Here is a 16,490-nt window from a genome sequence, read left to right as displayed (position 1 = left end):
TCAGGCTTAAAGCATACTTCTTTGCTCGATTTGAAGCGCCAAACGAAGCGTTTGGGGCGTCATCGGTAATGATGGCCAGATAATCAAAGGAGGCCAGGTTTTCAGGCCCTGAGTTCTCGGTGATTGTAACCGGAATAATTTCGTCTACGCTCGGCATGGATGACTCCTATCGGGATTTTTATTTTTTGCCAATAAAAAAAGCCCCCTGATGGGAGCTCGGATTTAATAAAACTAAGGCTCTATTGGTATGGTTAGAGGTGTGTCGTTTGAGGGCGTGACCTGCAATGTTGCCGCGGTAATCGAGAGCAATTCATCGTGTTCGGTTTCACTCAAACAAATTTTAAGGTCCATTTGGGCCGTGTCTCTGTAAGACAAGCCGTTTCGCTGGGGAAGATAGGTGATGGAGCCAGCCATAACACCTATACCGCCCGTGTGTTTTTCGCCTGGGTCGGGCTCCCAAAAGGAGGCAACAACCGAATCTTTATCGAGGCTCTTTTTCAGGGTCGTGATTATGGTCAGAGCATTGGGACCCGCCACGCTGACAGAGCCCTCTGTTTCAAAGTGATAAATTCTGGCCAGAGTCCCCGTCTCTCTATTCCAAGCACGCTCAGCAAAGACACCAACCTGGTCGGATGTCATGACCGGCACGAAGGTGATGGTCTTGCCCTGGGCTTCCGTCGAGTTCTGGTAAGCCGCGAGAATATTCTCTTCATCCACACCAGACTCGGCCACCAGCCAGTTATAAAGAGCCCATTTAATCTCTTCAGCTCTGGTTGTCACGGTGCTTCCTCTGGCGGGGGTTCGTAATTCGTGGACTTCTCATCGAGCACGAACGATGTGTTTTTGTAATGCGCCAGGTCTTCGAGGCCTGGGGCTATGCTGCGCTGGATTGTTCCGACCTCGTACTTGAGGCCATTCCAGAAAAAGCGGGTGCCTTTTGCGCCTGTTGCTTTATCCGCTGCGTCGAGTTCTTCGTGAGAGTAGAGATTAACCAGGCCACTGATTGAGTTAACTCCAAGCGATTCAACCAACACTTGGTCTGCTTGCTGCCCGTTCGATTTGTAGGGCCGAATACAGCCGAGGATTTCGCGCTCGGTTTCGTCAACCGTGATGTTGGGACCGTCTTTGACCTGCACAACATCATAAACCGTCATGGGCTCTAAAAATGGCGCGGTCATTGTTTTTCTCTCACTCTAAAGGTTACTGCTCGAAGCATATTCCCGTAATCAACCAGGGTCTTGGTTGAGCGCAGGCGCTTGCGTTTGAGCGTGCTCTCAGCGTTTGGCGGCTGAACATTGCTTTCGATGGTCTTCTGGATTTCGACAGCCAGCCAGGCCCCAAGACTATAGAGCTTTGTCGTGTCTCCATTCGAGTTCAGATAGGCTTTGACCGCCTGAACCATGGGGCCAGATTTGCGCTTCAGTTTCGGCATGACACGCCTGGCCGTTATTTTCATGAAAGGCCGGGCCGGTATCCGGTCGGTACCCTTCTCGTTATAAAGGCCGATTTCAGCCTGCTCACCAAAGAGCCCGCCGACAATCTCTAAACCATCGAGTTTGGCCATGGCCCGTGCATAGTCGTTCCAGCCTCGGTCAATCTCTTGGACCATCAGAGGTTGGAGCCGGTCGAAAACGTACCAATCGAAACGTTGTCTCGGTACTGCTTGAAGCGCTTGCCATAAATGGTGCCTTCCAGCGGGTCTGAGCTGCCAGAAGAACCAGAGCTGCCACCGCTTGGTGCTGCGTATTTGATTCGAGCACCGTCTAATTCTTTCTCAAGCACCGCGCCAGCCAGGGCACCCCCTGAGCTGGCTGCGGATGTCGAGGTTTCAATCAGAATATTGTGAGCAGCCAAATTGGCCGCCGCAATATCCGCTGTGGTGCCATAGGTTGCGCTGTGAATATCAAGCATTGCAATATCAATCGCTGCTTGCAAAGCTGAATCGCTCATTGCCTGCAGCGTCGCATTATTAAAAGACTTGATATAACTCAGCGCAGTTGGCATGGTCTATTCCTCTGAAGCCTGTTTTACTTTGGGCTTTGGCTTTGGGCCTTCAAGCTCGGTAACTTTGGCCTGCAGGTCGCGAACTAAAGCTTCGAGGGCCTCCAGCTTTTCTGAAAGGCCCTCGACTTCTTTGATTGAGGTGTAAGCCATGGTTAGCTGACCCCTTTCATGTAAGCGCCCGCATAGGTGCGTTTTACTTGGAGGCCAGCGGTCAAGCCAAAGGTGTTGACCTTCGTATTGAATCCGCTGTACTCGTAGGGGCGCAGGATTTCGCGCTCATTGGCACGGTAAATCATGTTTCGACGGTCATTGTCGAGGAACAGAACGGCACCAGAACCGGCTGAGCCGTTCCAGGTTTCGTTATTGGCACCACCGCCAGCGCCTTTGGTGTGAGTGATGGCATCGAGCCAGGGGTCAATCACAAATTTAACGTCTGGGAATGCCGCGCGAACAACGGGCTCGAGCTTGACGGTCGCGCCGCCTGCATCGGTAATCAGCTTGCGGCTGAATTCGTAATAGGCATCCATACCCATGGCGACCACTTTGCAGACGCAGTTCTTTTGAGAATTGCGATAAATGGCCATAATGCCAGCAGCAATGTCGGCATAAATTTCAGCGCCGGTTTTGGCTGCCCAGGTATTGCCAGAGACGCCGGTGCCCAAAGTCACTTCGTAGAATGAAGTTCCGCCGGTTGCGTAAGAGCCCCCGCCGTTCATCCAGTCAAAAGCGCCTTCGATTTCCAGGCCGTCTGGGTCTTTCCCACCAGCGTGAGCGCCTTCATCCAGCTTTTGGTCAATGTATTGAGCGCAATCTTCGGGACCATCTTGCTCAACACTCATACCCCAGCGATTCAGCGCGCGCTCTTCAAACAAGTTGATAGTGTACGCGACACCGATGGGAATGACGGGCTTCATGTAGGGCTTCATGCCGGTTGATACGGTCGGGAAGCTGGTGGCATTGCGAGAGATGAACTCCGCTTTGCCGGTTTTCAACTTCTGTTTGTAACCGACATAATCCACACCGGATTCAATGGCTTCAACGGCAAACAGCTCGCGGAAACTGGTCCCACGCATTTGATACTCTGCAAAAGCGGCCTCCAATTTGGTGACTTCGCTCAGCAGCAAACGAGTGCTGTTTGTGTCCATGACCTCTAAGGCCTGGGGAGGGATATACCAGCTCGCAGGTGTTTTATGCCCGGTGCTGTCTTGTACAAAAACCTTGTTCATTGGGTCTTACTCCTAAACTTTGTTCATGGACAGCGGAGCAAGCCCGTTGTCTTTTTCGTCAGCAAATTCGGTGTCACTTACCAGAACAACCGGGGCGGCTGCGCTGTCGGTGTTGGTGCGGAATGAACCGCGAGGGTTCAAAACGCTGCCAGTATCGGTGTAGTCTTCGAGCAGGCAATAAACAGAACCGCCAGCTGCAGGGGTGCCAGCAACGGGAACAGCAGGGTCGCCCTGGAAGGTCACGCCGACCAGTTTATGCTTGGCTTTGTGATAAGGCTCGGTGTAGGTGTGGTCCAGTGCAGAGGCTGCATTGGGGTCACGGCTGGTTACTCCGCGGATGGTATCAGTGGTGCCTTTCACCTGACTGGTGATAACTGCGGTACCAGCGCCACCATTGGTCATGCCGATAGCGGTTGCCACTTGAATGCGTTTATCAGCGGCAGCCACAATGGTCAGAACGCGGTTTGAACCAGACAATGTGCAGGTCACACCGGAAATGGCTTCCAGGTCGTTTTTAACCTGAGTAACGGTCGTTAAATGATTTGTGGCATAGGTTTCGTTGATTGTGACTGTGCTGGTGGTTCCGTCTGGGCTGATAAATTTCAGAACACCAGTCAGAACATCTGCGGCAACCATGTCAGCGCTGATTGTAATAACAAAGCTGTTCATATTGGGCAGGCGGCATGAGTTGCTGCTAACTTGAGAGCGCACAACACCCAGGCCAAAGCCCATGTTTTCCAGCGGCATCAAATCATCATTGAGCGGGCTGCGCTTGTAGCACTGGCCAGCGGTGTACTTGTAATTGGACTGAAGAACTTGAGTCTGCATGGCTTATTTACCTGCTTTCGCTTTGTTTTTGGCAGCTTCAAAAGCGTCGGTCACAATGACTTCACCTTGATTGCTGCGGGTCTGGGTATTGGTTTGGCTTGCCAGGTCGAGCACTTCAGAGGACTCTTGGTTGCCCAGAGCTTTGCCCACTTGGCTATATGCGCCACGCAAATAAACGGGGTAAGCGTCTTTGAGCGCGACTTTGCTGGCGTCCAGTTCAGCCTGGGTATGGCCATTTTTGAGTAAAACAGCTTCATAAATAGCGGTTTCATCCATGACAGCCACGGCTTGAATATCCAGGCCATCCATGAGAGGTTGAGCTTCGAGAGCCAATTCAACGCGGCCAGAAACAGCTTTGTTAAATCGGTCTGAATCCATCACCTGGGCCTTGGTGGCGTTCAGGTCTTTCTGTGCTTGGGTAAACTGGCCAACTACGCCCGCATGGTCTTGGACCAGTTGCTTATGGTCGCCAACCAGCTTTTGCAATTCGGTCGCAGCCTCAGCGTCGGTAATTTCGACAACAAAGCCGCTGGGAAGGGTAATTTTCACGGTTTGAACCTCCGTTATATTTGAGTCCACTGTTGATAGAAACCCGTCCATGACGAGCATCCAGCGCCCAGCGGCTTTAGAATCCGTGATTATTTCAGTGTTTGGGTACCGCCCTTGGTCTGTCATAAGCAGAGCCAGGTGGTTATAAATGATTGAGCGCCAGATAATCTGGTACGGCACCCCGTTATATTCGCCGGTTGATTGCTCGGGCAGGGCCCAAGCTCCGACAGAAAACTGTATGCGCTGACCTTGTTGAATGAGCCAAAGAATCTCTTTGACCGCCCAGGCCTCGATAATGGTGAAATTTACAATCAGGCTGTCACCATCACGCTCGATGATGTCGCCGGTATATCCGATGGTGTGGTTACGGTCGGTCTCGGCTGTCAGGTTGGTCGGCGGGTGCCCATAAGTAATGGGGATACCTTTAAGGCTCTCCATGCTTTCAGGCTTAAACACTTCCTCTTCGGGCCGATAGACCCAAGCACCGTAAAGCTCGGTGTAATCGAGCACGCCCACACCAGTGACGCGGGCACGGCCTTTTAAGCGGCCTTCGGCGGTTAACCGAACGTCGCGGATTTCGATGAGCATTTTTTACCTGTTTATTACTGGGATTCCGTAAACTGTTTGGGGCCAATCCGGCTTTGCACCGCACTTACAATTCGGTTGAGTGCCGGGGTGGCCGTCTTCTGGAGGCTCGCTCCAAAGATAGTGCCTGCCCACCCGTTTTAGGTGGTGCTTGCGAGGGTTAAAGCTGACTGTTTCGAGCCAGGTATATCCACCCACATTGGCCTCTTGCTGGCGCTGCTGATTGAGTGCCGCATTATGGTCTTCGATTTCATTCCGCGCCCTGTATTCAGCTGATTTATCCATTCGCTCGAAAACAGGTCGAATCTGAATCAAAATAACTTTCAAATCCAGGCCAGAGCGGAAGCCTTGCCGGAGTATTGCGTCAATGGCCAGTATTGCGGCCAACCCAATAGAATCAACTATCAAAGTGTTGTTTTCAACCCGCGTGCGATGCTCTTCAGCAAGCCAGGTCTCTCGCATTAGACTCAGAAACAAGGCTGCAGTCATGCCAGTGGCAGACTCCAGAGCCATCACCCACCAGGCCCGCTGGCGCTCGTTTAAGCGCTCAAACACAGCTGATATTTCGGACTTAATCTCGCTTATCTGAGAGTCCCACAAAGCGCGCAAGCGAGACATTAAGCTGCTGATTGCGTCATCTTGAAGCTGAGACAGAGCAGCCTTTATAAGTTTTAACGCTTCTTTTTGCCACCTGCGCACCGCTTTAAGCAAAAGTGCCCGATACTCTTTGATTGAGCCCTCGGGATAGACGGGGTTAAAATTATTCTTCTTCGCCATCGCCCAAGTCCTCTGGGCTTATTTCTGGCACCGGCTGCATATCCAGCAAATAGGTGCCGCGTTTGGCCAGGTCTCCCCGAAGTTCTTCACGGTCAATTATGGGATTTGCGGGGTTCAAATAAACCTGGTCACGCTGCGCCTCTTTGAACTGACGCTCTGCCCGCTGAACCTTCGTCTCGGTGTCTGCAAGCTCGAAGCAGAAACCCATGTTTTCAAATGGCTTTCTGTATCGCGTCTGCAAAGCTGGGCGAATCCAGGCAAAGAAATACTGTAAATTCTGCTTGAGGTCTTTATGCTGAATGCCTCGCACCAGCGCTTGATAAAGCTGCTGGCCTTCTTCGCCTTTGTTATCTCCATTCAGATTGGAGCCTTTAGAACCACCAAACAGAACGGAGCGAGGAAAGCCGGTTTGGGCCACAAAGAAATTCTCTGAGCGGTCCATAATGCCATCGAGGCCAGAGACCGGGGCCCCTTGGCGCTCAAACTTCTCTGTCGCATCAATAATGCGTTTGCGCAGAAATCCGCGGATTGATTCGAGGTCAAAAACTTTGTTGCGAATCAGCTCACGCCCAGCTGGCGTGGTCATTTTCTGGTTGAGCCCCTCCATGCCATAAATGCCCTCTTCAAAGGTCATGGCGATGTTTGGGGGCATTAGGAATGTGAGACGCCAGCTTACCCAGGCCTCCCAGATTTTGTCTACTTCGCGACCACCCCAGCCACGATTGCGCTGGCGGTGACGGTCAGAAATAAACCGCCCATTAAAGAGCAGCACCCGGCTTTTGTGAATCCTGCGAACGTTTTTAAGCTCAGCAGAGCCGACACACCAGAACTCGGGTTCAGAATGCAGGTTGTAGGTATCTGCATAAATTGAATCAGAGTCGAGCACAACCAATCGGAACGGCCTTAAGCACTCGTTTGGGCCGAGGGGCCTTTCATTATTGATGGCCCCCGTGTCTATCCAAATCATGGACCCGTGGTTCATGCGTTTGGTTACAAGCGCTTTTTCTATCGCTTTCCAGAATCCGATTTCATTCAGATACTGCTCAGCAAAATCTTCTTCATCTTCCGAGAGATATTCGAAATCTATTCCCTCGGCCAGCGCATCTTCAACGGGTTTGCAAACAAAGCGCTCAAGCACTCCGTCAAACTCGACGGCCCATTCAACCTCTTGCTGGGTTACCTGCTCAGGTGGTTCAAACTTGGTCAATTTCAGCCGGTCGGAGTTACCACCCAAGCCTGAGAGAGTCTCTTTGAGCCCGTCGCGCAGCGCTGCAAACATGCCCCATCCAGAGCCAACCATGGGGCGCTCTGTTCCGGGCAGCGGCTGGGGAGCCGTGCGCTTTTTAATGAATGGCAGTTTCATTTATCTCCATCCCGCAAAGGGGTCTGTTTTTATTGCTCTGGTGTGAATGCCGTAGCGGGTTTGGTCGAGAGAGTGGTCTTCTTTTTTGATTGGGGCATCTTCTCCGCGAGCGGCGGCTTTGGAGCACCAGGCATAAACCCCGACTTCGTTATGCCAGCGCTTATTTCTGCCACCGGCACAGGCCACAATCTCGCCTCGGTGCAACTTCCCATGAACTGTTTTAATGCCTTCCAGCACTTCGTTTTCGGCGTCTACAACCGTGATTCCCAGCTTTCGCCAGCTGTCGTGAGTCCTGTCATCAGTGCGCCAATCGCTCAGCTCTGCTTTGAAGCTCGCAGCGCTGGGGTCGATGTAGAGCGACGTGATGGGTTTTTCGTAAAACCGGCTGTACTGAGTGAGAAATTCAGTAATATCAGCCAGGTACTGAGCATTTGTTTTATCACCCTGAGTCCCACCTTCGTGGTCGTAACTGTCAATCAGCCAATCTTTGCCCTGAGCTGTGCCCCAGAGGCCAAGTACAAAAGGGTTTGTTGTGCCGTAGTCAAGCGCGCACCACAGTTCATCCCACTCTGTCGGCAGGTCTTCGGGCTGGCAGGTGTTTCGCTCTGGGTTGAATACCGAGCCATAAATCACGCCCTCAGCCATCACCCACAGCCCCTCGATGAGACGCAGGTACCAGAGAGAGCCGGGCCCGTACTGCCTGCGAAGCATTTCGCGGTAGGATTCGGTCAGTGATGGATTTGAATAAAAGTTGAACAGAAAGGCGCGCAGGTCGCCCGAGTTAAGCAAATCCGGGTTATTGATAACCTTTTTCCAAAGCCAGTGAGCCGGGCCCGCTGGGTTGGTATCGCCAAACAGCATCGAGAAAGCGTTTAGCCCCTCGTCTATCGAGAGACGGGCAACCAGCTGGCGGTGAAAATCTTCATGGCAGAAAATGCCTTCGGTCAGATACGCCAGGCCCAGTGTCGCCCCGGATATTGCTTCGTGACTATCCGCATCGGAGTAGCCGAAGCTGTAAAACTCGCGAGTAAAACGGGTTTTGGTGTTTTTCCAGAGCAGGGAAATGGTCCCCTTGCCCTTGTTCCGGTTGTAGGTGTAGTTTCCTTCACCCACCCACTTAAACAAGTCGCGCAGGAAAATGCGCTCAACTGTGTCTTTGGTCTTGCCGCCAAAATACACGTCGCTGTCTTCGTTGCCGAATGGAGCAGTCCCCAGGGCTTCGGCAAATCTGATATTGATTACATGGTTTTTGCCTGAACGAACCGGGCCGTGAGCCCAGTTTTGCCGAGCAGTGCTTTTAACCAGAAACTCCCACTGTTCACGACTGGGTACCAGAAGTTTCTTGGGAATCATATTGCTTCCGAGCGAGTTCTAATTGTTCGTGCAGCTCAATCAATCTTTGAGCCGCTTCGTCACCTTTGCCGGTACCCATCTCATAGAGTCCGAGCAATTTGGCCTCGGCTTCGAGAGCGCGGATATAGTTTCTGAGATGGCCAGGGTTGCCGCTTTGGCCTTCGGTTACTCTGGTTGTTTCAACCTGAATGCCGGGGTCTTCGCAAAGCTCATCTTCATCATCAGCTTTGATTCTTGAGTGCTTGACCGTGACCTTTTTGGCATCTTCAAGGCTCAGCTTCCAGGCTTCGAGCACTTCCGCTTGGGCGAAACGCAGCTTGGCCAGGTTCTCAGCTTTGGCCTTTTTAAGGTCTTTGGCAGCGGCTTCAATCAGGCGCTGGTCAATGTATTTGAGGTCAAGACGCACTTGCTCATGAGAAACGCCAACCGTTTCAGCGATTTCTCTGAGCGGTTTACCTTCGGCCCTGAGTTTTGATTCTTGCTCAATGTTGCGGGCCTTCTGATGTTTATTGCGCTTTGGCCCGCGTTTAGCCATTGTCAAAATCCTATGTCAAAATTTCTCGCTCAGAATCAGAGCCTTCTGATTCTGATTCCTCCTCGTTTTGCGCCTCTTCAATTTCTTCACCGTGGATATGCACCAGAATGGGAGAAGATGAATCGAGCAAATCCGAAAGCCTTTGGAGCTGGCTCATTCAGCTTGTGGCTTGTCTTTGAGATTCGAGAGCGTATCGAGGCAGCGCTGCAAAATTCCAATCCAGCGAGAGCCGGGGTCAGCGATTTGCATAACGGCAAAATAGGCATCAACGCCCGCTTTAAACTCGTCAATCCCAGCTTGATTTTGGGAGACAACCCCACCACTTTTGAGCTTGAGTTTGCCTTTGTCGTCTTTGTTGAAAAGCGCGGCTTCGAGCAGATTGTATTTGTGTTTGAGGTCTTGAGGGTCGATATTGTTGTGCTTCTTTTTGGCGGGAGCCTGCTGCTCTTCGGAATTGGGTGCTTCATTGGTTTCAGGTTTTTGCTTTGCCATTTTAAAATCCTTTGACTATTGGGGTTAATTTTCGAGATGTGGGCCCAGGGCCTGCTTCAGCTCATTAAAAACAGGGGTCTTTTCAGATTCGGCAATGCGCCAGCGCCCGTCTATTTTCTCTCGGACAATTCTGAATGAAGCAATTTTTTCGCGATTCATCTCGCTCTCTACTTCTGTGAATGCGCCCGGATAATGCTGCCAGAATACGTAACCATTTTCTTCTTCAATCCGAATCAGAGAACGCTCAATGTCATCAACTGACCAGATTGGGCGGCCACATGTCAGAGCGATAACGCAAAGCGAGCGCTCATCGAACTGGCGCAAAATGTTTTCCAGCTCTGCCCAGGTGAGCAAATCAGAGAGAGTTTTCCCAGTCGTCGGGTTGGGGCGAACGCGAACAGACCGGGAGGCCTCTCGGCTGATTGCTTTTAAATCCCCCAGACTCTCTTCTGAATTGAGAACAGAGCGGGGGGTATTAAAAAATGTTGTGAGAATGTGCCTAAGTTCCGATTCGTCTATGACTGGAACAGGGCGGGGAGGGAGGGGGTTTTTGAGAAGTTTAAGGGCAGCGGCGACCTTGTCCGACAGATTTTGAAGCCGGGGTTTTCGGTTCACTGCTCTTTTAGACACCTTTACGCGATAATCTAACGTTACCATCAATTTTCCCTCTTATGTCAAGTTTTGATATGCCGGGGTTCCAATTCTGCAACACGCGTGTAGCAGATTGCATTTTTTCAACATGCCCAATCAGGACACTTTTAAATTTGGTTTTGATTGCCAGGGGCACTTCAGATTTTGAGGCTTCTATTCTGCGATAGTGCTGATAGCTGTATCCGACCTCTTTGGCAAAAAGCCAGGCAGGCATAAAAACGGATTTGCGCAGGTCTCTGAGCTGGGGCCCATTCAGGCCTGGTTCTTCTGTTTGCAGGACCACTTTATTTTTTTCCATAATAGGCCTTTGCTGACTCGAACGAATCATGCTTCCGCTCCATTTCTGAATACCCAGGAAATGCAATGCACGAATACCATCCATCAGGAAATTCTTTGATTAAAATCTCGGGGCGATAAGGGCCAAAAGGCCCGTTCAGCGCTTTGCCCTCTGGTGCTCTCCAGAGTTTTTCTTTGGGGTCATAAATAAATTCAGTCTCCGCGCTCATCTCAAAAGCCATCAATCCAAACGACGATTTTTAACAATGCCCGAGAAATGAAATGGTTGTTGTACATCCAATTGGCTAAAGGGCAAATGATAATAATTTCGAGGTATGACACTTTGGGCTTTGTCAGCCAATTGAATAGCCGTTTAAATGTAGGCATCACGGCAAATCCTCCCGCTTATCCCCAGGCTCATCGTGCCATTCCTGCGCCACATTTTTCCCCGATTTTAGGTCGTTTAACTGCCTGCGCAGAGAGACAATCTCAACCGCCTGGGTTCTAATGTGCTGGTCTTTGTGTTCAATCAGAGCCGCTTGCTCTTTGAGCTGGGTCATGTAGTGATTGATATCCGATAGGCCCGCAGCTTTGAGCATATACTCGGCCTGGTCTGCGCGCTCGATGGCCTTTGTGCATTGCTCGCGCAGGGCTTTGATAATAGAGGTCAATCTCTGGGTTTGAGTTTCGAGTTTTTCAACGCTCTGACTCTTGAGGTCTGCCAGAATTGCGTGAGAATCTTCAGTGCTTTGGGGATGGTCTAAACCCACTTTTATCTCCAATAATCAGGATTATTTGATATAAAGACTTGACCGAAACCCGCTCATATCCGCGTCAGTGACATTCATCACTTATTGACTGGGGCCACGTCAACGGTACAATGCGGGTTTCAGCCTGATTTTGATTAACCAAAATTTAACTTTATTTGGCGAATTGAAATTTCACCAAAGACTTCGAGGGGGACCAGGATGCCTGTCGAAATGTACCCCTGATTTTGCGCCGACTTTTGCTCGAACTGTTTCACCCAGGCGGCAAGGTGTTTTCGCAGCTGGGCAAATTCGATGTGCAGCACAAAGCCGGATTCTGGCAGACAGTAGAAGAGCCAATCGGCCTGGCTGGAATAGGCCCAGCCGAAGGCCTCAATCACGCCCGCTCTCAAGACTGAAATCAGCTCAATGAACACATTGCCCGTTTTGCTGGCCTTGAAATCGGCTTTGTACTCAACCGGTATCCAGTCGGTGCGCTCATGAAGCGGGAGCTTAAACCAGCGGTCTATGCCTGCTCTTTGGGCTTGCAGTGTGGCGGGTGAGATGCGGGCTCCGATAGATTGAAAGTGTTCATCCAGGGCCCGCTCTATGCGCTCGGCTTTTTCGAGCTGGTGGTTAAAACTGTAAGTTGATACTGACATGAAGCTCACGCGGCTCCGTTTTGATTTGACCTAATTCTGCTTTGACCCGAGAATCACGGTCAGCCATGGCCAGTCTCGTTTGGAGTGTGACATTCTCTCTGTTGAGCCGGTTGAGCTGAATTTTTAACTTTTCAATCTGGCGCTCATACAGTTCAACTGGGTCTGTAGTGGGGAAGTTGTCTAAAGCTGATTCGTGCATTTTCGGTTAATTCTCCTCTTTATTTGTGATAATCGTCACATTTCAAAACAATCGAAAAAATACCCGGCAAAATACCGGGATGGGTGGGTTAATGCTTTGGGGAATCTCCCCAGGCATAGAGGGTCTTGCGCGGGCGGCCCGGCCTCCCTGTTTTGATAACAGGGGTTGTTTGGGATTTGACGGCTTCTGCTCTGACCCGTCTCTCTTGGACACGGGCTTCTGCTCTGACTGGTTCACCTGAATTTGGCTTACTGAAGTCGCGGCGCTTTCGGCTGAGATTGGTTTGTATTCTGTCCATCTCAGCTTGTGCCTGGCTGATTCTTTCTTCGCGTTGCTGGTCCCATTTCGAGCTGGTGTCAGAGCGGGCAGCTGCGCAAAGCTGGTTTATAAGGTCAAAGCGGGATTGTGGTTCAGAATGCGGGGAGCAGGTCGTCATCGATTTCACCCCCGTGGATAATTCCCAAAATATCCTCTTCGCGAACGATGACAAAGGTTTCCCCTTGCTCTTTAATCTCGGTCGCGCCCCACTTGTTGTAAATGACGCGCTGCCCTATTTTCACTTCGAGGGGTGCATAAGTGCCGTCTTTGAGCTTGTGGCCGGGGCCAAGGTTGGCAATGACGCCTTCTGTAGGCTCTTCTTTTGCCTGGTCTGGCAGATATATGCCTCCGGCTGTTTTGTCTTTTAAGCCATCGGGGCGAATCAAAGCACGGGCACCCAAAGGCTGGGGAATCCACCAGGGCAGAGAGTCTATTGATTGGTCGAGGTCTTCATTCATGCTTTGACCCTCCGATAAACGGTTTTATTCTTGGGCTTGGCATTTCGCTTTTTACGCTTGCGCTTGTTTGTGCGCTCTTTAATGGGCTTTGAGTCAGTCCCAATCATGGTTAATCGCTGCAAAGCGAGCAGTTGAAGCGAAGCTAATAATGAACCTTTCACGGCTATTCTCCTTTTTTAAGAAAAACCGGGCCATGGGCGCCCGGCAAATGAGATGAACACATAGAAACAGACAGAGAAGGGACTTACATTCCTTCTCTGTTTTTTGCCCATTGCTGAGCAGTTACGGGGGCCGGACTCGAACCGGCGACCTTTTGGTTATGAGCCAACTGAGCTGCCACTGCTCTACCCCGTAAAGGGGCTGGGACCCGCCCAGCAAAATCGGTCTTGGCATTGCCACACCCACCTATTCCGCACCAGTGTCTGGAACCAAGCCCCCAAGAAGGACTTGCGGTGGATGTGTCTCAGCGCGGTTTCTGGTCCATCGCTGAGATTTGTTTGCATTTTGTGTTATGTGCCGGAGGCCTCCGGCGGGGCCTTGGTATCCTCACCGCGCCTGACGGCCCAAAGACGTGCGCAGGCCACCAAGGCTGGCCGATGGGTGAGGGTGCTCAAGAGAGTGCTTCGGGTCGCTCTCTCGGGCTTCTGCATGTTGTGTGATGCCCTACTTACAGACTTTGCACACGGCAGCGCTGCTTTCGGGCATCAAGCCCCTCTATTTTCCCTGTTCACAGAGACAGCCTCGGGGCGGGCCAGCGGTTGGTACCGATTTGTGAGCTTCGCGTAACCGCAAACAGCATAATGCCCAGAGCCTGGGAATGGGACATGAACCCACTCGCCGACGTCCGCCGCGAATGCCAACGCCTCCCCGTTTGTGTGCGCACACCGAACGGGGCAACGATTTATCGGTCCCAGGCAGTGGATACTTTCAGGACTCGAACCTGACCCTCTTGCAAGACTTGGCGCCAAGCCACCAGCAAGCGTGCTCCCTACACCTAGACCCAAACGAGTGGGGGAATCTTGCCGTTTGACGCTCCCCCCACTCTTTAAGAGGTTTACACGGGCCATTTTTTAGGATGGCTATCAGCATAAATGCCGATACAATCAGTGCCCCCGGCTGGAATCGCACCAGCGACCTATCCCCTTGGCCAGTAAGCGCTTACTGTTTCGCAGGAATTGCTCTTCTAACTGAGCTACGGGGGCGAAAGAAACCCAGCTAGCACTGGGCAGATGGAGAAGGGATACTGCGAATCACCACAGCAGGGAGAGCAGGGAAGGAAGAACCTGCGCTCTCTGGTGGGGTCACTTGCCAATTAAAAAAACCTGGTGGTGTAAAATACTCTAAAAACTGGAGTTACAAACATGCGCAAGCCTATTTTAGCTATTGCTTTGATGATTCTATCCCAAGCCCCCTCTCTGGCAGCGACGAAACCAACCGACCAGGTGGGAATCATCAACATAGAGAGCGACCCCAATGATGAAGCTGTTGAGAAATCGAATAAAAGGTATTTCAAGCAGTGGAAGCAGCTCAACCTGGATGCGAAAACAAAGCAGGCATTGATGGCAAAAAACAAAAGCCTCGATGCTGAAATCGAGAAATTTCGCATAGGCTTTTTATATATTTTTAACGATAAAATTATCCGGGTCGCCTTTTATGGCGATTATGGCAGCGCAGTTATGATGGACTGGCCAGCTGGCTCAGAGTGCAAACTCACATTTGACAGTCAAGGCGGTTTTGCTGGAGTTAGAGGCCAGGCTTGCGAATAACCTTTTTGCTTCCACCTGTTACTGTACCCCATTCACAGCGGGTTATTTGGTTGTCAGCGCTCACGTCTGCAAAGTGCAGCATGGAAGGCCCGTAAAACGCTCTATGCTATACTCTTGGCATGGAAATATTTTTTGATTTTATAGCTAATTTGCCCTCTGCATTTTGGGCTATTCTTGGCGTTGCGATTGGCGGCTTGGTGACGCTCGGAACATCCATAAGCATTAAAAATCTTGAGTACAGAAACGCATTTTATACAAAGCTGATTGAAAAACGCATGGCTGTCTATGATGAACTGAGCGATGCTTTGCTTCCGTTTTTGACTGGCGTCAGCTATAAAGAACACGGAATTCTTGTTCCAGAGATTGTGATTGATATAAATGAATTTTTGCCCGCTTATATTGGCATTCAGAAGCTAAAACACAAAATAGGCTGGTTTGAATCTGATACCGCCGACAATTATTCCGGCTTCTGTAAAATGCTCAGCAAAATTCATTCTATTTTTGTTCATTTTGAAGAGAATCCGGTTGAGAGCGAAAAGATACTGATTGCATCATCCGAGCCTTTGCTTGAATGGGTGTATCTATTACAGGCAAATCTACAGCACGATATTTTGAACCTTTATAAGACCCCAAAATTTGAGGCCACGCATTTTGTGCCGAGTCTTCCAGAACTCGCAAAACTAGGCCCAGAATTTTGGCTGAAAGGTATAGAAATCCCACCAGCCATATTGAAAAATGAAGAAGAACAGTTGCCGCCTGAATAACCGTCTCTGAGTTTTGCACAAAAATAGACCTCACTTATTTGATTCAATTATCATTTTTCCCCCAATAAAAAAGCCCCCTGGTGGGGGCAGATGATTTAGATTGCATTAGTCTCGATTTAGATGAACCGCAATGTAGTACGGAACGTCTGATTTATGGACAGTAATCCTGCCTATGCCATCTTTCCCATACCAATCAGCACCATATTGACTATCTTTGCTGGGCGGACTATCGCTTAGTCCAATTGCTCCAAGAATAGATGCGCTTTCATTTGTCACGCCAGTCAATCCGCCCTCTTTGCGTATTTGGATTTGAGAGGCCTTTTCAACCCCTTCAAACTCAATGTAAATATCATATACGCCTATTTTATAATCCCTGTAAGTCATGCCAGGGCCGCCCTTGCCATTTTTTATGGGCTTACCCAATTTGGCGTCGACAACATCTACTGGTTTACCAATAATATCAAGAGCGTCAAGAATTTTAACTTGCTTTGGGGGCGCTGGCGTGGCTGTTGCTACCGGCTCACCTGGTGGAACCTGCTCAGACGCTGGCGGCTGCTCTGTTGGCGCTTGGGCCTGTTGATTTGGCTTTGAGTATTGAGTACCCGATGCAACCATCATGCAGGCCATAAAGGCGACCACAGCAAAGCCTGTTCTTTGAATAAAGGGGAAGTCTTCTTTGCTCATTTTGGCGGCGACTTTCTTGCGCATAACTGGTGTTTGGAGCCAGGCCAGAACCCAGAACGCCAATCCGCCCACAAAGCTCACTGTCATGGCCGTAAGACCAATGAACGCAAATAGAACGGTTGGAATACTAAAAACGTCTCTCAGACGGTATTGTTTATCCATTTTGTCAGCACCTTCAAATTTTACTTTGATGATGCTGGATTTATTGGTAAAAGTCTGTGAAGAAATCCCCAAAGGGGATTCGCCAGGGCCTA

The 16,490-nt window shown here is 50.5% G+C and carries 23 protein-coding genes and 2 tRNA genes; 2 read left to right on the top strand and 23 right to left on the bottom strand.

The genetic code is table 11. The annotated features are described in order from the left end of the window. Positions 1-231 precede the first annotated feature (231 nt). The 22 genes from COW20_18920 to COW20_18815 form a co-directional block, all read right to left on the bottom strand. On the bottom strand, positions 232-780 hold the full coding sequence (locus COW20_18920) for a hypothetical protein (protein PIW45804.1): 549 nt from the start codon (positions 778-780) through the stop codon (positions 232-234). Beyond that, entirely contained in the window at positions 777-1,178 is a 402-nt protein-coding gene (locus COW20_18915; GenBank protein PIW45803.1) for a hypothetical protein, read from the bottom strand. Before COW20_18915 ends, COW20_18920 begins: the two co-directional genes overlap by 4 nt. Further along, entirely contained in the window at positions 1,175-1,609 is a 435-nt protein-coding gene (locus COW20_18910) for a hypothetical protein (GenBank protein PIW45802.1), read from the bottom strand. The genes COW20_18915 and COW20_18910 overlap by 4 nt, the downstream gene beginning before the upstream one ends. Continuing rightward, positions 1,609-2,004, bottom strand: coding sequence for a hypothetical protein (locus tag COW20_18905; protein ID PIW45801.1), 396 nt, complete (start codon positions 2,002-2,004; stop codon positions 1,609-1,611). Before COW20_18905 ends, COW20_18910 begins: the two co-directional genes overlap by 1 nt. A gap of 152 nt (positions 2,005-2,156) precedes the next feature. Then, complete coding sequence (locus tag COW20_18900) at positions 2,157-3,230, bottom strand: hypothetical protein (GenBank protein PIW45800.1); 1,074 nt, start codon at positions 3,228-3,230, stop codon at positions 2,157-2,159. 12 nt (positions 3,231-3,242) lie between these two features. Further along, on the bottom strand, positions 3,243-4,058 hold the full coding sequence (locus COW20_18895; GenBank protein ID PIW45799.1) for a hypothetical protein: 816 nt from the start codon (positions 4,056-4,058) through the stop codon (positions 3,243-3,245). Positions 4,059-4,061: 3 nt separating this feature from the next. Beyond that, positions 4,062-5,195, bottom strand: a complete 1,134-nt coding sequence (locus tag COW20_18890) for a hypothetical protein (protein PIW45798.1) — start codon at positions 5,193-5,195, stop codon at positions 4,062-4,064. A 3-nt stretch (positions 5,196-5,198) separates the two neighbouring features. Beyond that, positions 5,199-5,969, bottom strand: a complete 771-nt coding sequence (locus tag COW20_18885; protein ID PIW45797.1) for a hypothetical protein — start codon at positions 5,967-5,969, stop codon at positions 5,199-5,201. After that, a complete protein-coding gene (locus COW20_18880; GenBank protein ID PIW45796.1) occupies positions 5,953-7,332 on the bottom strand; it encodes a hypothetical protein in 1,380 nt (459 codons plus the stop codon). The genes COW20_18885 and COW20_18880 overlap by 17 nt, the downstream gene beginning before the upstream one ends. Further along, on the bottom strand, positions 7,333-8,685 hold the full coding sequence (locus COW20_18875) for a hypothetical protein (GenBank protein PIW45795.1): 1,353 nt from the start codon (positions 8,683-8,685) through the stop codon (positions 7,333-7,335). After that, positions 8,651-9,220 carry a hypothetical protein gene (locus tag COW20_18870; protein PIW45794.1) on the bottom strand — a complete coding sequence of 190 codons (570 nt, stop codon included), beginning with the start codon at positions 9,218-9,220 and terminating at the stop codon, positions 8,651-8,653. The genes COW20_18875 and COW20_18870 overlap by 35 nt, the downstream gene beginning before the upstream one ends. A 153-nt stretch (positions 9,221-9,373) precedes the next feature. Beyond that, positions 9,374-9,712 (bottom strand): hypothetical protein, encoded by a 339-nt coding sequence (locus COW20_18865; GenBank protein PIW45793.1) that lies wholly within the window; start codon positions 9,710-9,712, stop codon positions 9,374-9,376. Between the two features lie 24 nt (positions 9,713-9,736). Then, on the bottom strand, positions 9,737-10,327 hold the full coding sequence (locus COW20_18860) for a hypothetical protein (protein PIW45792.1): 591 nt from the start codon (positions 10,325-10,327) through the stop codon (positions 9,737-9,739). Positions 10,328-10,334: 7 nt separating this feature from the next. Beyond that, a complete protein-coding gene (locus COW20_18855; protein PIW45791.1) occupies positions 10,335-10,661 on the bottom strand; it encodes a hypothetical protein in 327 nt (108 codons plus the stop codon). Beyond that, complete coding sequence (locus COW20_18850) at positions 10,648-10,881, bottom strand: hypothetical protein (protein ID PIW45790.1); 234 nt, start codon at positions 10,879-10,881, stop codon at positions 10,648-10,650. Before COW20_18850 ends, COW20_18855 begins: the two co-directional genes overlap by 14 nt. Positions 10,882-11,025: 144 nt before the next feature. Beyond that, positions 11,026-11,409, bottom strand: coding sequence for a hypothetical protein (locus tag COW20_18845; GenBank protein PIW45789.1), 384 nt, complete (start codon positions 11,407-11,409; stop codon positions 11,026-11,028). A 134-nt stretch (positions 11,410-11,543) separates the two neighbouring features. Then, a complete protein-coding gene (locus COW20_18840; protein ID PIW45788.1) occupies positions 11,544-12,047 on the bottom strand; it encodes a hypothetical protein in 504 nt (167 codons plus the stop codon). Beyond that, positions 12,022-12,246: a hypothetical protein gene (locus tag COW20_18835; protein PIW45787.1), complete on the bottom strand. Its 225-nt coding sequence runs from the start codon at positions 12,244-12,246 to the stop codon at positions 12,022-12,024. Before COW20_18835 ends, COW20_18840 begins: the two co-directional genes overlap by 26 nt. Positions 12,247-12,334: 88 nt before the next feature. Beyond that, positions 12,335-12,682 carry a hypothetical protein gene (locus COW20_18830; protein ID PIW45786.1) on the bottom strand — a complete coding sequence of 116 codons (348 nt, stop codon included), beginning with the start codon at positions 12,680-12,682 and terminating at the stop codon, positions 12,335-12,337. Beyond that, on the bottom strand, positions 12,657-13,022 hold the full coding sequence (locus tag COW20_18825; protein PIW45785.1) for a co-chaperone GroES: 366 nt from the start codon (positions 13,020-13,022) through the stop codon (positions 12,657-12,659). Before COW20_18825 ends, COW20_18830 begins: the two co-directional genes overlap by 26 nt. 282 nt (positions 13,023-13,304) lie before the next feature. Further along, positions 13,305-13,376, bottom strand: a tRNA-Met gene (locus tag COW20_18820). Between the two features lie 753 nt (positions 13,377-14,129). Continuing rightward, positions 14,130-14,224 (bottom strand) — tRNA-OTHER (locus COW20_18815). A gap of 159 nt (positions 14,225-14,383) precedes the next feature. Here COW20_18815 and COW20_18810 point away from each other — a divergent pair. After that, entirely contained in the window at positions 14,384-14,788 is a 405-nt protein-coding gene (locus tag COW20_18810) for a hypothetical protein (protein PIW45784.1), read from the top strand. Positions 14,789-14,907: 119 nt separating this feature from the next. Then, on the top strand, positions 14,908-15,552 hold the full coding sequence (locus COW20_18805) for a hypothetical protein (GenBank protein PIW45783.1): 645 nt from the start codon (positions 14,908-14,910) through the stop codon (positions 15,550-15,552). A 105-nt stretch (positions 15,553-15,657) separates the two neighbouring features. On the opposite strand, the gene COW20_18800 is transcribed toward COW20_18805, so the two are convergent. Then, a partial coding sequence (locus tag COW20_18800; GenBank protein ID PIW45782.1) for a hypothetical protein occupies positions 15,658-16,490 on the bottom strand: 833 nt, incomplete at its 5' end.

The sequence above is a fragment of the bacterium (Candidatus Blackallbacteria) CG13_big_fil_rev_8_21_14_2_50_49_14 genome, assembly GCA_002783405.1.
Lineage (GTDB): Bacteria > Cyanobacteriota > Sericytochromatia > UBA7694 > UBA7694.
The sequence above is the reverse complement of the archived record's forward strand: the minus strand, read 5'-3'. Positions and strand labels throughout refer to the sequence as shown.